General features: G+C 65.4%; 17 protein-coding genes. 2 read left to right on the top strand and 15 right to left on the bottom strand.

All coding sequences use genetic code 11. The annotated features are described in order from the left end of the window. Positions 1 to 5 precede the first annotated feature (5 nt). Positions 6 to 653: a TetR/AcrR family transcriptional regulator gene (locus ON44_RS28840; RefSeq protein WP_040695617.1), complete on the bottom strand. Its 648-nt coding sequence runs from the start codon at positions 651 to 653 to the stop codon at positions 6 to 8. Between the two features lie 151 nt (positions 654 to 804). Between ON44_RS28840 and ON44_RS28835 the strand changes: the two genes are divergently transcribed. Both ON44_RS28835 and ON44_RS28830 read left to right on the top strand, forming a co-directional pair. Then, a complete protein-coding gene (locus ON44_RS28835) occupies positions 805 to 1,470 on the top strand; it encodes an SRPBCC family protein (protein ID WP_083898207.1) in 666 nt (221 codons plus the stop codon). A 121-nt stretch (positions 1,471 to 1,591) separates the two neighbouring features. Further along, positions 1,592 to 2,092: a DinB family protein gene (locus ON44_RS28830; RefSeq protein ID WP_040695616.1), complete on the top strand. Its 501-nt coding sequence runs from the start codon at positions 1,592 to 1,594 to the stop codon at positions 2,090 to 2,092. A 5-nt stretch (positions 2,093 to 2,097) separates the two neighbouring features. Here the strand turns inward: ON44_RS28830 and ON44_RS50530 are convergent, their stop codons facing one another. The 14 genes from ON44_RS50530 to ON44_RS28765 all read right to left on the bottom strand — a co-directional run bounded on the left by ON44_RS50530 (position 2,098) and on the right by ON44_RS28765 (position 13,643). Further along, a complete protein-coding gene (locus ON44_RS50530; RefSeq protein ID WP_157187342.1) occupies positions 2,098 to 2,241 on the bottom strand; it encodes a hypothetical protein in 144 nt (47 codons plus the stop codon). Between the two features lie 17 nt (positions 2,242 to 2,258). Beyond that, positions 2,259 to 2,681, bottom strand: coding sequence for a tautomerase family protein (locus ON44_RS28825; RefSeq protein WP_040695614.1), 423 nt, complete (start codon positions 2,679 to 2,681; stop codon positions 2,259 to 2,261). Between the two features lie 28 nt (positions 2,682 to 2,709). Further along, on the bottom strand, positions 2,710 to 3,411 hold the full coding sequence (locus tag ON44_RS28820) for an SDR family oxidoreductase (protein WP_040695613.1): 702 nt from the start codon (positions 3,409 to 3,411) through the stop codon (positions 2,710 to 2,712). A 230-nt stretch (positions 3,412 to 3,641) separates the two neighbouring features. Continuing rightward, positions 3,642 to 3,863 carry a hypothetical protein gene (locus tag ON44_RS28815; RefSeq protein ID WP_040695612.1) on the bottom strand — a complete coding sequence of 74 codons (222 nt, stop codon included), beginning with the start codon at positions 3,861 to 3,863 and terminating at the stop codon, positions 3,642 to 3,644. Between the two features lie 131 nt (positions 3,864 to 3,994). Continuing rightward, positions 3,995 to 4,819, bottom strand: coding sequence for an alpha/beta fold hydrolase (locus ON44_RS28810; protein ID WP_040695611.1), 825 nt, complete (start codon positions 4,817 to 4,819; stop codon positions 3,995 to 3,997). A gap of 30 nt (positions 4,820 to 4,849) precedes the next feature. Next, entirely contained in the window at positions 4,850 to 6,058 is a 1,209-nt protein-coding gene (locus ON44_RS28805) for a cytochrome P450 (RefSeq protein WP_040695610.1), read from the bottom strand. Continuing rightward, complete coding sequence (locus ON44_RS28800) at positions 6,055 to 6,519, bottom strand: PaaI family thioesterase (RefSeq protein WP_051182553.1); 465 nt, start codon at positions 6,517 to 6,519, stop codon at positions 6,055 to 6,057. The genes ON44_RS28805 and ON44_RS28800 overlap by 4 nt, the downstream gene beginning before the upstream one ends. A gap of 4 nt (positions 6,520 to 6,523) precedes the next feature. Further along, entirely contained in the window at positions 6,524 to 8,251 is a 1,728-nt protein-coding gene (locus ON44_RS28795; RefSeq protein ID WP_040695659.1) for a fatty acyl-AMP ligase, read from the bottom strand. Positions 8,252 to 8,259: 8 nt separating this feature from the next. Continuing rightward, positions 8,260 to 8,508: a thioesterase domain-containing protein gene (locus ON44_RS51695; protein WP_040695608.1), complete on the bottom strand. Its 249-nt coding sequence runs from the start codon at positions 8,506 to 8,508 to the stop codon at positions 8,260 to 8,262. After that, a complete protein-coding gene (locus ON44_RS28785; protein ID WP_051182552.1) occupies positions 8,505 to 9,764 on the bottom strand; it encodes a cytochrome P450 in 1,260 nt (419 codons plus the stop codon). Before ON44_RS28785 ends, ON44_RS51695 begins: the two co-directional genes overlap by 4 nt. Then, entirely contained in the window at positions 9,761 to 10,663 is a 903-nt protein-coding gene (locus tag ON44_RS28780) for an SAM-dependent methyltransferase (RefSeq protein ID WP_040695607.1), read from the bottom strand. The genes ON44_RS28785 and ON44_RS28780 overlap by 4 nt, the downstream gene beginning before the upstream one ends. Positions 10,664 to 10,665: 2 nt before the next feature. Then, positions 10,666 to 10,923 carry an acyl carrier protein gene (locus ON44_RS28775; protein ID WP_051182551.1) on the bottom strand — a complete coding sequence of 86 codons (258 nt, stop codon included), beginning with the start codon at positions 10,921 to 10,923 and terminating at the stop codon, positions 10,666 to 10,668. An 11-nt stretch (positions 10,924 to 10,934) separates the two neighbouring features. Continuing rightward, positions 10,935 to 11,813, bottom strand: coding sequence for an acyl-CoA desaturase (locus ON44_RS28770; protein ID WP_245567372.1), 879 nt, complete (start codon positions 11,811 to 11,813; stop codon positions 10,935 to 10,937). A 426-nt stretch (positions 11,814 to 12,239) separates the two neighbouring features. Next, on the bottom strand, positions 12,240 to 13,643 hold the full coding sequence (locus ON44_RS28765; protein WP_040695603.1) for a cellulase family glycosylhydrolase: 1,404 nt from the start codon (positions 13,641 to 13,643) through the stop codon (positions 12,240 to 12,242). Positions 13,644 to 13,824 lie beyond the last annotated feature (181 nt).

The following is a 13,824-nucleotide window of genomic DNA, read 5'->3' as shown; positions in this document are numbered from 1 at the left end:
CGTGATCAGTGTGTGATGAGGGCGTCGAGTTCATCGGCGAACAGTAGGGCCGGGTCGAATTCCATTCCGGTGAAATGTCCGGCGAGTTCGAGGGAGAGGACACCGTGCAGCCGGGTCCAGAAGGACACCGCTCGGTGCAGAGCTGTGGTTGGTACCGAGCGGTCGGCGGCCCATCGGCGATGGCGTTCGAGGTGGGTGTCGAACGGTGTCGCCGGTAAGTCCGCGGGCAGCGCGGAGAATGCCTCGATCAGCATCGTCATGATCTCGTTCGAAATCTCGGTGGTGTCGTCGGGTGCGTGGTACCCGGGGACGGGCGTGCCGTAGATGAGGAAGTATCGCTGGGGGTCGGCCAAGGCCCACTCCCGTAGCGCGTAGGCCAGTCCGGCCAGGTCGGCGCCGGATTCTCGGGCCGCGCGCAAGGTGTCGGCGAGGCTGCGGTAGGCGTCGCGAATGAGTTCGGTGATCAGTTCGTCGCGGCTGGCGAAGTACCGGTACAGAGCGGGGCCGCTCATGCCCACCTGTTTGGCGATGGCGTTCAGCGACAGCGCGGACGCCCCCGCCGTGGCGATCTGCTGCCAGGCGCATTGCTTGATTTCCGCCCGCATCTGCACTCGATAGCGCTCCCGCGGGGTCTTCGCACCTGGGTTTGCCATGGGCCGCTCCCTTTCCGGCTGTGCGTCACGATCTTCGGTTAGAAGGTATCACTTTTGCTCTTGCCTCTCACCAAGAAAGCGTTATACCATCTCACCATTGCAATAGATGCTCACAAACTTTTGTGTGAGCCCGTAGATGAGGAGCAGAACCATGAACGACACTCGCCTGTCCGCCACACCGAAGGCGCACGCGGAGTCCGGCACCATCCATCGCCGCGGGCGGGCCGCTCTGCTCGGGATCGCGCTGACCGCCGCATTCCTGGGCGCCACGGTCACCTCTGCGCATGCCGACGGCCCAGCCGACTCGGCTCCGCCGACTTGCGAGGGTGCGGGCATCGACACCGCCGCCCCGATTCACTACCGGACCGAGGCCGTGATCAAAGCACCGCTGGATGCCGTCTGGAATCTGCAGACCGACGTTGAACGCTGGCCGTCCTGGCAGAAGCCCGTCACCAGCATCGAACGTCTGGATTCGGGGCCGCTGCAGGCTGGTTCGCAATTCCGGTGGACCACACCCGCCCCCGCCACCGCCACGACCCCCGCGACCACCCTGACAATCACCTCCACCGTCCAGCAGCTGCAGCCCGCCCGGTGCATCCGCTGGAGCGGACCGGCGATCGGTGATGGGATGGGCATCGACGGCGGAATTCATGTCTGGACCTTCACCCCGGTGGACGGCGGCGTCCTGGTGCGCACCGAGGAGAACTGGAACGGAGCCCAGGTCGAAGCGGACGTGCCGACCTCCACCCACTTTCTCGGTGCGGGCCTCGAGGCCTGGCTGGCCGACCTGCGGACCGCCGCCGAAACACAGCACTGACAGGTTATTTCGCTGAGCTCATCGCCGACGCCACGAGGCCACCTTGCCGGAACAGCAAGTTGGCGTGCCGGATCGTGGTGAGCGTGGCAAGACTGGGCGCGTGCCGACCACAGGAGGCTTGATGAGTACCACCACGCGCCGCAGACGCCGCGGCGACACCCCACCGCCCCGGACCGGAAGCAGCGAGACCGAAATCCTGCGCGGATTCCTCGATTACCTCCGGGCCTCGATCGCCGCGAAGGTGGACGGTGCCCCCGAACCGCAGGTGCGAACAGCCGCGGTGCCGTCGGGCACGAACCTGCTCGGACTGCTCGAGCACCTGACTTTCGTCGAACGCTCGATGTTCCTCGGGGACAACGTCACCGACTGGCAGGCGACGTTTCAGGCATCACCAGCCGACAGCGTGGCCGATGTGGTCGCCCGCTACCGAGATGCGGTCGAGCGTGCCAACGAAATACTCGACGGCTGTACCGATCTCGGCGCACCGGTCCCTCGATCGCGGCCGGACCGTCCCGCTCCCAGCCTCCGCTGGGCACTCACCCACATGATCGAGGAGACCGGCCGCCACGCCGGCCACGCGGACATCCTGCGCGAACTGATCGACGGCACCACCGGGCGCTGACTTCTTCACATCGCCTCCAGCGCGGTGGTCATCGCGGTGACGACGGACTCGACCGTCGATTGATCGAAAAGCTCGGCGGCGGAGACCATCGAGCCGCGCAGGTGCGGTGGAAAGCCCAGTGCGCCTGGCGAATCCGATACCTCGGACAAGTGCGCCGCCGCCGACTTCAGTACGGGATGGGTTTGTTCTCCTTGGCCCAGGTCTGCTCGATATCGCCGCCGATCGGCGGCGGGAAGAGACCAGCGATCATCCAGGTGTCACGGGCGACCTCGTTGATATTGAATTCGAGGTGCAGGCCACGGTCGTGCGTATAGGGGGCCATGAGCGTGTCGAGGCCGCGCGTCATGCGCTTTCGCATTTCAGGGTCGTCGAGTTGCCGGGCGAGGTGGTCGATGGTGATGCGCACCGAGGCGGCGGTGGGTTTACCACCCACGTAGAAGGAGTCGGCGGGCAGTTCGTGGAAGAGGGCTACGGCGTAGAACTCCGGGAGGCCGACGCGGGCGTAGTAGGCGGTGATGTCCCGGGCGAAGCTTTGCTTGTCCTCGGGGGTGTAGGTGTTCGCGGGGTGGTAGATGTGCCAGAGCGGCATGGCGAATTCCTTTGGGTGAAGCGGTGTCTCAGCGACGGAAGGGAAGGACGAGGTTTTCGACGGGACCGGAGAGGGACGCCTTCACCTGCCGGGTGAACTCATCGACAAGAACTTCGTGCACACCCTGTTCCAGGCCGTCGGCGACCGCGGCGGCGACCGCGGCGGGGCTGAGCTTGACGACATCCATCCCCTTCACCATGTCGGTCTCGGCGAAGCCGAGGTGGATACCGACGACCTGGGTACCCTGCGCCGCCAGTTCGATGCGCAGGGAGTTGGTCAGAGACCACAGGGCTGCCTTCGACGCACCGTAGGCCGCCGCCCCTGAGCTCCAGGACAGCACGGAGTGGATATCCACCAGGGCGCCACCACCGTTGGCGGCGAGAATGGGGGCGAAGGCCTGGGCGATGCGCAGGGGGCCGAAGACGTTGGTCTCGAATGTTTCGACCACATCGGCCATTTCGGCATGCAGTAGCGGCGCCGGGCGCAGTACACCCGCGTTGTTGATGACGATGTTCACATCAGTGGCCCGATCCGCCACGGCCGCAACCGAATCCGGGTCGGTAACCTCCAATTCGAGCGGGACGATGCGAGAGTCGTCGTCCGCCTCGGGCTTGCGGGCGGTGGCGTAGACCTTGGCCGCGCCACGCGCCAGGAGCTCCTCGGCGAATGCTCGGCCGAGGCCGCGTTGCCCGCCGGTCACCAGGGCGATAGCACCTTCGATTCTGGTCATGTCTGCCTTCCTGATTCGTTCGCGTCTCAGCTGACTATATAAAACTATAGCCACCATGCCGCCGGGCCGACAACTGCGGACCTCCAGCACGGCATTCGACGCGGCGGGTCAGCAGCAGCGGGTGGCGCGGTCGCAGCTGGAGCATCCCTTGCCACGCCCTGATATCGAGGTGCCGAACCGGCTGACATGTTCCAACCCGCAGCTGGGCGGAGCCAGTCGGCGAGCGGATCTCAGCGCTCGTTCGGGCCCAGTTCCGGAAATCGGTCGAGCAACTGATCCAAGCAGCGGCGCACCTCGCGCATGTCCCGATCCAGCAACCGGGCCTCGGTGGTCGCCCGCGGTGCCCCGCGCCGGGTCAGCTGGGTTCGCAGCATCGCATCCAGGGCAGCGGCCTCGGCTTCGAGCAATCCGTAGAAGACGCGCGCCTGGGCCACATCGGATTCGTCATGCACTCGATGCTCGCGTCAGGCCGTCCGTCCCGACAGGCATCGAGCAATTCGACATTCGTACATCCGACAGTCACCCATGATTCATCTTGTCCGGTGTCTGCTCGCTGGTCAATCGGTCGACTCATGGCCGGCGATCAGGATCCGTCGATGGTGCCGAGAAAATCCCTTAGCAGTACCGTGATCGCCGTCGGCTGTTCCAAACTGCTGGTGTGGCCACAATCGGCGATGGTGTGCAGTCGAGCGGCCGGGATCAACTCGGCGATACGCTCGGATCGTGCAGGCGGCGTCGCTGTGTCGTCGGCGCCGACGACGACGAGCGTCGGCATCGTGATGGCGGTGATCTCATGCTCGACCGACGCACGATCGGCAACGCCGAGGACCGCCTTGCGCACGGCCGCACGATCGCAGCGCCCTAGGCGGGCGGCCCACTTGTCGATCGCGGGTCTGTTGGCGGGGTTCGCGAGGAAACTCGGACCGAATAGGTGGGGTTCGATCTTGCCGAGGATCGGTCGGGCGCCGAACAGTCGCAATGCGAGCGCCAGCCGCTTGTATTCGCCGATCTTGTTCGAATCTTCTGGCTCGGCGCTGCTGTCCAGCAACGTCAGTGTGCGCAGTAGCGCTCCGTGACGCGCCGCGATTCGCTGCCCGATGAAACCGCCCATGGACAGACCGACCCAGTGCACCGGAGCGACTTCGAGGCGGCGGATCACCGCGGCGGCGTCACCGGTGAGGGTGTCCATGTCGTAGCCGCGGGTGGTTGCCGGACTCGCGCCCTGTCCCCGCCAGTCGATCGTGATGCAGCGGTAGTGCTCACGCAGGACCTCGATCTGTGGCTGGAACATCCAGCCGCCGAACAGCAGTCCGTGACCGAACATCACGGTAGCCGCCTCCGGCCGGCCGGCCGGGGCTCCGGTGTCGGTGTAGGCGATCGGTGCGCCATCGATCGTGATTGTCGGCATGCCTCTGTCCGTCTCCCGAAAAACTATGTGCTACACCGAGATCGACAGTTCGGCGGGGCCACGCACATTGATCCGGCCGTTCCAGCGCAGTTCCTCGATGCCGGCGTCGGGGAAGCGCTGCACGAAGCGCGAGAAGGCGACTCGGGCCTCGAGCCGAACCAGCGCCGCACCCAGGCAGTGATGGATACCCGCGCCGAACGAGAGGTTCTGCTGCGCGTTCGGCCGGTCGAGGCGCAATTCGTCGCCGTCGGCGCCCCAGAATTCCGGATCACGATTGGCGGCGGCGACACAGGCGATCACCAAATTGCCGGGCGGAATCTCCGCGCCGCCGATGGCAACGGGTTCGACGGTGATTCGGCGCATCAGTTGCACCGGAGTGTCATATCTGAGCAGTTCCGCGACGGCGTTGTCGGCCAGTCCCAGGTCTTCTCGTAGCCGACGAGCCTGTTCGGGATGGCGTAGCAGGGCGAGGATCCCGCCCGCGAGATGATTCACGGTCGTTTCGTGGCCCGCGATGTAGAGCAGCATGACCTGGGCGACCAGTTCGTCCTCGCTCAAGACATCGCCCTCGTGTTCCGCGGTGATGAGCCTGGTCAGTAGGTCGTCCCCGGGAGTGGCGCGTTTCCAGCGGACCAGTTCGCCGACCATGGCGAACAGTTCCTGGTTGGCCGATCGGACCTTGGCCTGCAGGGCAGGATCGGGAAGGGGTTCCAATGCCAGCACCAGAATCGCGGTGAGTTCGCGCAGCCGGGTGTGCTCCACTACCGGGACACCCAGCATCTCCGAGATGATCCCGAACGGCACCGGAAATGCCAGTTCCGCAACGACATCCGCGGTGCCCGCCTCGGCGATGCGGTCCAGGGCGGCGTCGACGAGTGCCTCGACCCTGGACTGCAACGCCTCGATCGCGCGGGCTGTGAACGCCTTGGCGACGAGGCGGCGCAGGCGGGTGTGATCGGGCGGATCCCGGTCCAGCATGGATAGTCCGCGCATCATGCGGTTTTCTTTGCCGAGCCTGCTGCTGTCACTCTTCCACGACGGCAGCCGGGTCAAGTACTGCTCGTCGACGGACTGCGCCGACCGCTGCAGCCCGGCGACATCCTCGTACTTCGACACGATCCAGAACCCGAGTGGATGCTCGTGAGTGGGTGCGGTGGTGCGCAGCCGGGCATAGTGGGGATAAGGATCCGCGGCGAAGCCCGCGGCGAACGGGTCGAAGACGAATGCGTCGGAGGTCATTGCCGCTCCTCCCGGTCCGATTTGAACAGCTTCACATTTCGCATGGTCACAAGCGCTGTGGCACAGAGTGTTTCGCCGTCGCCGTCGACCGAGTAGACATCTGCCGCGGCGATCGTGATGAGCGCGCCGGGCTTGATCACCCGGCCGCGGGCGACGACCTTCGGGCCCTTCGCCGGGGCGAGGATCTTCACCGTGTAGTCGATCGTCATGTTCACCCATCCCGGCTGCAGCAGGGTCCCGGCCGCGGAACCGGCGGCGAAATCCGCCAGGGAGCCGAGCACGCCGCCCTGGAAGAACCCGTCGTGCTGGGTGAGTTCCTTGCGATGCGGCTGGACTATCTCGACTTCGCCGGGAGCCACCCGCCCGAATTCGAAACCCAAATGTTGGGCAGCCGGCATGCTGAGCACCGCGCCTGTCACGGCCGCTTCGAAATCGGGGTTTGCCGCTTGCCAGATCTGCATGTGCTCAGCTCCTTGCTCGAAGTTCTGCGGGTTCTTCGCCGCGCGGTGACCAGGTCCCGAATCCGCCTGCCAGATACCGTTTTCTGGCTGCTGAACGCATGATCTTTCCACTGCTGGTCTTCTGCACCTGGCCGGCCGGGGTCAGCACCACCTCGCCGATGGCCAGTTCGTGCTCCTGTACGACCGCCGTCCTGATCGCGCCCACGATGTCGATGACATCGGCCTCCAGCGTGTCACGCTTGACCTCTTGCACCACGACGAGCTTCGCGCCGTCACGCCCGGGCACCGAGAACGCCGCACCACCGCCGATCCGTAGCGCGGGATGCGCGGCCTGAACGGTGTGTTCGATGTCGTGCGGGTAATAATTCCGCCCGCGAACGATGATGAGGTCCTCGAGCCGGCCCACCACATACAGCTCACCGTCCACCACTACACCGAGGTCGCCGGTGCGCAGGTAGGTTCGTGCGGAATCGTCGGCGCATCGCGCGTGGAAGGTCTCGGCAGTCGCCTCGGGATTCTCCCAATAGCCCTGTGCGACATGTTCTCCCGACACCCAGATCTCACCGATCCGACCCGGCGGACAGACCTGCCCGGTATCGGGATCCACGATGCGCAGTTCTTGCTTCGCAAGCACGCGCCCCGAGCCGACAAGGGTGCGGGCCCGGTTCGCTGCGGCATCGGCGTAGCGCCCGCAGCCGAGCGCGTCGGGATCCACGTCGAGCGTCAGCGGACCGCGCGCCTTCCGGCTGCCCGCGACGAGCAGACTGGCCTCGGCGAGTCCATAGCACGGATACAGCGCCCGAGCATCGAACCCGTACGGCGCGAAGGCTTTCGCGAACCGGGACAACGTCTCGGCGCGGATCGGCTCGGCCCCGTTGAACGCTACCTTCCAGCTGCTCAGATCCAACTCGGGCACCTCTCCCCCGGCGCGCGCGACACAGGCGTCGAAAGCGAAGTTGGGGCCACCGCTGGTGTGCGCGCGATACCGGGAGATGGTCTCCAGCCACAGCAGCGGTTTGCGAATGAACGTTGTCGGCGACATCAGGATGCTGGTCGCCCCCACATACAGCGGCTGCAGCACGTTGCCGATCAAACCCTGGTCGTGGAAGAAGGGCGCCCACCCGACCACCGTCGAATCCCGGTCGTGGCCGAACGCCTGCCGAATCATCTCCTCGTTCGCCATCAAGTTCCGATGCGTGACCATGACCCCTTTGGGAGCCGCGGTGGAGCCGGACGTGTACTGCAGGAACGCGACAGCATCGAGCTCGGCGACGGTGGGTGTGACGCCCGTCCCCGCCACGGGCAGGTCGTCAACGGCAAGCCAATGCCGGACCGCGCAGATCGGCGCCAGTGTCGGCCGCAACGTCGCGATCATCGCACCGAGCGTCAGCACCGCGACGGCCCCGCAGTCGACGGTGATGGCTCGTGTCGCCTCCTGCACCTTGTCGCGGCGCGGCGGATTCACCGGCACCGCGATGACGCCTGCGTAGAGGCAACCGAAGTACGCGACGATGAAATCCAGGCTCTGCGGGAACACCAGCAGCGCGCGGTCCCCCGGCGCGCAGCGGGATCCGAGCGCCACCGCCACTGCGAGCGCCCGGTCGTGCAATTCGCGGTAGGTCAGTGCGGTTGTCTCCGAACCGTTCTCGTCCAAGAACACGTAGGCGGCCCGGTCCGGCTCGTCGGCGGCGCGACGCTGGAGGATGTCGGGAAGCAGAATGGTGTGCGGCACGTCGGTCCTCACTGCAATGCGGCCGTCATCGCCGCCGCGATGGCCACTCGATGCCGATGGTGGAAGAGGTGGTCGCCGGACAGATCCTCCCGGCCGGGGAGCTGGACCCGGACCGCGGCGATGTCCGGCGGGAACAGGCCGAGCCAACGGTTGAAAGATGACGCGCCCGCACCAGCGTGCGGTATGCAGACCAGCGGCACGGGCGCCTCGGCGCGGTCCTGCCGCAGCCACGTCCTCGTCGATCGCAGGACGGTCATCGAACGCTCCGGAGTGTGACCGGTAGATTTTTCAACCCACGAACAATGAAACTGTGGTCCTGCCACTCCAACTCGCCATCCGGTAGCTCCAGGTCCTGCGAGTGCCGGTACAAGTATTCGAAGGCGATCTCCGCCTGCAGTTCGGCGAGCAGCCCACCCAGGCAACCGTGCATTCCGTGGCCGAAGGCCAGATGATCCCCGGCGGTGCGGGTCAGATCGAACTCGTCGGGTCGGTCGAAGACGGCGGGGTCACGGTTGGCGGCGCCCAGGCACACCAGGACTTGGTCGCCGGCCGATATCCGATTCCCGTCGATATCGGCATCGCGGGTGGCCAGGCGCTTGGTCAGCTGCAGCGGACAGTCGTAGCGCAGCGACTCCACGACCGCGGCTCTGACCAATGCAGGCCTGCGCCGCAGCAGCGTGGCCTGATCCGGATGCCGCAGCAGTGCCAGCACACCGTTACCGATCAAGGATTTCGTGGTCTCGTTGCCCGCGACGAAGCACATGATGCAGACGAAGATCAGCTCCTCGTCGCTGAGCATGTCGCCACCCGTCGTGCGCGCGGCGAGCAGCCGACTGATCAGGTCGGCGCCGGGCCGGGACCGGCGTTCGGCGAGCACCCCGTCCAGGGCGGTAGCGAACTCTTCGACCACCGCACACACGCGCGCGAAGTCCTCGGCCTTCATCAACCCTGGTTCCAGCAGGAACCGAATGTCGTGGGTCCATGGGCCGACCCGTTCGCGCAACTCGCCGGGGAGGGCCATCCATTCGCACAGCACCGTGACCGGCAAGGGCGCAGCCAACTCCGTGATCACGTCCAAACCGCCCGCGTTCCAGGCTCGCCGCATCAGATCCTCGGCGACCCGTATGACCAGGGGGCGCAGGTCGGCGACCGCCCGGGCGGTGAACACCCGATTCACCAGTCCTCGCAGCCGCGCATGGTCAGGGTTGTCGGTGAATACCAACGACTTCCGGCCCAGCCGCTCGATCCGCGCGACATTGTGCTGCCCGAGTCGCTCGGCCTGCTCGCCGACCAGCCGCGGAATCAGTCCAGCACCGAACGAGCGGTCGTGCAGGACCCCGCGCACATCGCTGTGCCGAGTGAGCACCCACATCCCCAGTGTCTTGTGCACCGGCTGCGCCTCACGAAGCTGCCGGTAGAGAGGGTAGGGGTCGCGGCGGAACTCCGCGCTGAAGGGGTTGAACCGGACTCGTGTCCGAATCGTCTCGACCTGATCGTATGGTCGCACCGTCATCCGGCCCGCACTCCTCGGCCCGCGAAGAATCCGTCGCCGTAGGGTGTCAGCACCAGCCGCAGCAGGCCGATCTTGCCCATCCGGAAGCCGAGCGCGGAGAGCTTGAGGTAGCGCTCATAGCGAGCGACCATCTCGGTGCCGACCAACTCGGCGGCTTCCGCACGGTTCGCCCGAAGTCTTCGCGCCCATTCCTCGCAGGTCCACGCATAGTCGAGACGCCCATTGGTTAGCGAGCGGATCTCGAAGAGGCCTTCGGCCGCGGCCGCGATCTCGGCGAGCGTCGGCAGGTCCGCGTCGGGGAAGATCTCCCGCTGCATGAACGTGCTCGCCTGCTCGCGCTCCATGTTGGCGTAGACGATCGTCTGCAGCGACAGCACGCCGTCGTTGTTCAGCCAGCTGCGGCAGCGGGTGAAGAACTCCCGGTACACCCGGATCTTCTCGGTGGGCGAATCATCCGGCCGGGCAAAGTGTTCGAAGGCGCCGATCGAGATGATGCCGTCGAAACGGATGTCCGGCTCGTAGTGCGCCCAGTTCTCCAGCCGCACTTCGACGCCTGAAAAATCGCGCGACCGCACGAACTCGGCCTGCTCGGCGCTGAGGGTGAGCCCGACCGACCGCGCGACCGCGTGCTGCTCCGACAGGCGTCGCAGGATCGCGCCCCACCCACACCCGATGTCCAGCACCGCCGTTGCGCTGTCGGCGCCGACCGCGTCCAGATGGAACCGCAATTTCCGTTCCTGAGCGGCTTCCAAGGTGTCGGCGCCGTTCTCGCGCAACGCACAGGAGTAACTCAACGACGCATCGAGCCACAGCCGATAGAAGTCGTTGCCCGCGTCGTAGTGGTGCCGGATCGCGGCCGCGGCCGCATCAGCCCGATCGGCGCCGATCGTTGCGGACACGGCTACGCCACGCTCCGCCGGCTCTGCTCGTGCAGATAGCCGGCCACCGCGTTGATATTGGGGTTCTCGAAGAGATCCTCGGGCGCCAGATCGACGCCATACCGCGCCTCGACTTCGATCAGCAACGCAACCGCGAGGGCGGAGTCGACTCCCATGCGGTCGAAGTCCGCGGCCGGGTCCACCGCTTCCGCCGGAATCTCGAGCAGGTTTCCGAGATATTCCCTGCACCACAGGACGATGGCGTCTCTACTCGTGTCCACTTGTGCATTCCTCACGCTGCGTTACCGACGGGTTCAAAGTTTCCGGAAATACGTTTGGCGGCCATCCGCGGGGCGGACGGCATTTTCAGATCCGAAGCCAGACCGAAGATTTCGAGCAATTTGATGAGCCAGAAACCGGGATCGAGCCGGTACCAGTCCAAACCGAATGACGGCGACTCCGGGAATGCGTGATGGTTGTTGTGCCATGATTCCCCCAAAGTCACCAGGGCGAATATTCCGCCGTTGTGGCTGTTCTCCCGCGACGCATAGCGGCGGGTACCGAACATGTGCAGGAATGAATTGATTGCCCAGACGATGTGCTCGAGTACGAATATCCGCACCAGACCGCCCCACAGCAGACCGCTCACCGCTCCGGTCCAGCTCAGCGAAACCAGCCCGCCGATCACCGTAGGGATGAGCAGCCCGAGCCCCACCCAGTAGTAATAGAGGCGGGCTATCCGCACCAAGCCGCGATCCTTGATGAGGTCGGGTGCGTAGTGCACGACGTTCGGGTACTCATGGCGGCGCATCCACAGGAAATGCGAATGCGCGAGGCCGCGCAGCGTACCGAGTAGACCACCGCCGAAAAGATTGGGCGAGTGCGGATCCCCTTCGCGATCACTGTATTCGTGATGCCGTCGATGCAGCGCCACCCAGGACACCACGCCGCCCTGTCCGGCCATCGAGCCGAATATCGCCAGCAGCCCGGCGACCCACGGCACCGCCTTGAACGTGCGATGGGTGAACAGCCGGTGATAGCCGACGGTCACGCCGAGCCCGGTGACCAGCCACATCGAGAACAGCAGCACGAATTCGGTTATGCCGAACGGATGTACCGCGAGAAACGCGAATGCGCCGACGGTGCCGAGAATCGGCAGAACATCGAACAAAAGGAAATGCCGACGCTGCAGCCGATGTATGTAAGGACTGCTGATCGTCTTCCTACGCGGCTCTGGCAAGTCGCCATTCGGGTTACTATCTTCGGCCATCACTCGACTACACACCTCATCGGTCCGAGACCCGTTTCCGCCAGCTGGACTCCTCGACCGTAACCTCGGCGACAGGACCGCCATCGGAGGACCGAGACCTGCCGATCGCAGGATCGAAATCGCTGATCGCGCCCCGGTGTCGGTACCGAACTACTCCGCAGGCAGATCAATGCCACGACTGCGCCACAATATTCGCGCAACTGACGCGGGCTTCAGCAACTGCCGGTCCGAATGCGCGCCTGAACGTTGGGACCGCCGCGGCCGTACGGCCGCACTGGCTTTCCACTCCTGTGGCACTGCTTCCACGTCAGATGGCCTCGGCGCCGATCACCGTCGCGTCACAATCAACTGCACGGTGTCCTGGCCGGGGTTGGTGGTGAGTTGAAGTAGCCGGGCATCGGGTGCGGACACGACGTCGGCGCCCTGGATTTCGATCTGGTAGCCGTCGGGGTAGCCGCTCTGCGGCAGATACACCTCGGTGCGGGCTCCAGGTGCGAACGGCTGACCGGAATCTGCGCGGCGGGCGCTGAATTGGATGGTGAAGGTCCCGGTCGCGCTGTCGTAGTGCCACTGCTGCGGGGTGCCTGCGATTGCACGCGGATATGGCCGGACGAGCGCCGGGTCCATCAGGTTGGGGCCGGTCGGCGGCTCCTGGGTATGACCGGGTGTCTGGTCCTGCGGTTGGGACCAGAACAGCCAGGAAGCCATGTTGTCGTCGAATGTATCGGCGAGACGAGTCAGCTTCGCCCGATCTTTGGTCGCGCCGAACTCGGTCACCAGCCCGACAACGCCGTCGGCATCGGCGCGATCCAATCCGTTGCGCACGCAGGTGTCGATCGGGCCGAAACAGTAGTCGTGAAAGCTCAACCCCGCGTTCGGATCGCCGGTGGGATTCGGCATCCAGTCCGGCGTACCGAGGTCGTTGGTGACGGACGGTTCGTAGAACAGCAGGTGCTTCGGGTCGACTCGGCGGATGGCGTTCATCGCTTTTGCTTCGAGCGTCGCGAGCGCACCGCGCTCGAACTGGGGGCAGCCCTGCGGAAAGCAAGTCGGGTATTCCCAACCGGGCCACGGCTCGTTGATCAGGTCGTAGCCCAGCACGTACGGCTCGTCTGCGAAGTGTTGCGCGACATGCGCCCACATGGCCGCATAGTGGTCCTGCAGTCCGACACCATCGGGCGCGGCGCGGTTGTGCCAGAAGTTCGCCCACGTTTGGTTTTGCGCGGGGCTCGTGAAGTAGACCAACGGAAAGCCGGGATCGGGCTGCAATGGAAACCCGTCGGTGATCGTCGCCCACTCGGGGAACCCGCTCCAACTCGCGCCGACCGATTGGTTGAACGCATCCTGATGGGAATCGACAAGGCTGTAGATGTTGTACCGGGCCAGCAATTGCTGGGTCTGCTCGAGCTGCGCGATGTAGTCATCGTCGTAAACTCCGGGCTGCGGCTCGACCGCGTTCCATGCGAAACCCAGCCGCACCGCGTTGAAACCGTTCTCCGCCAGGAACTGGGCGTCGTTCTCGCCGAAACCTCCCGCTGCGGGGAAGTACGGCGGGTACTTGTAGACCAGATTCACGCCGTGCAAGGTGACCACCCGGCCCTGGTCGTCGGTGAGCCAGCGGCCCGAGTGCCCCAGTTCGGGAGCCGTCGGCAGCGCCGCGGCCGGTGCAGTTGGTCCCAGCAGCAACATCACCAACCCGAGACACCGCGCAGTCGAGGACATGATGGTCATCACGCAAACCTTTCGACGAGTGTGCGCCTACGTAGTGCAGGCCGAATCCTGGTTCGGCTTTGCACCGGAGGCGGTATCGGGGTCGTGATCGCCTCGGCGGGAGCGTCGCGATGCTGATCCGCCGAGCCGGTTCAGCTAAGTTATGCTGAGAATTCGCGGGCTATCATCTCGGCGTCTTATC

Source organism: Nocardia vinacea NBRC 16497 (assembly GCF_000308835.1).
Taxonomy (GTDB): domain Bacteria; phylum Actinomycetota; class Actinomycetes; order Mycobacteriales; family Mycobacteriaceae; genus Nocardia; species Nocardia vinacea.
This window is presented reverse-complemented; position numbering and strand designations above follow the sequence as displayed.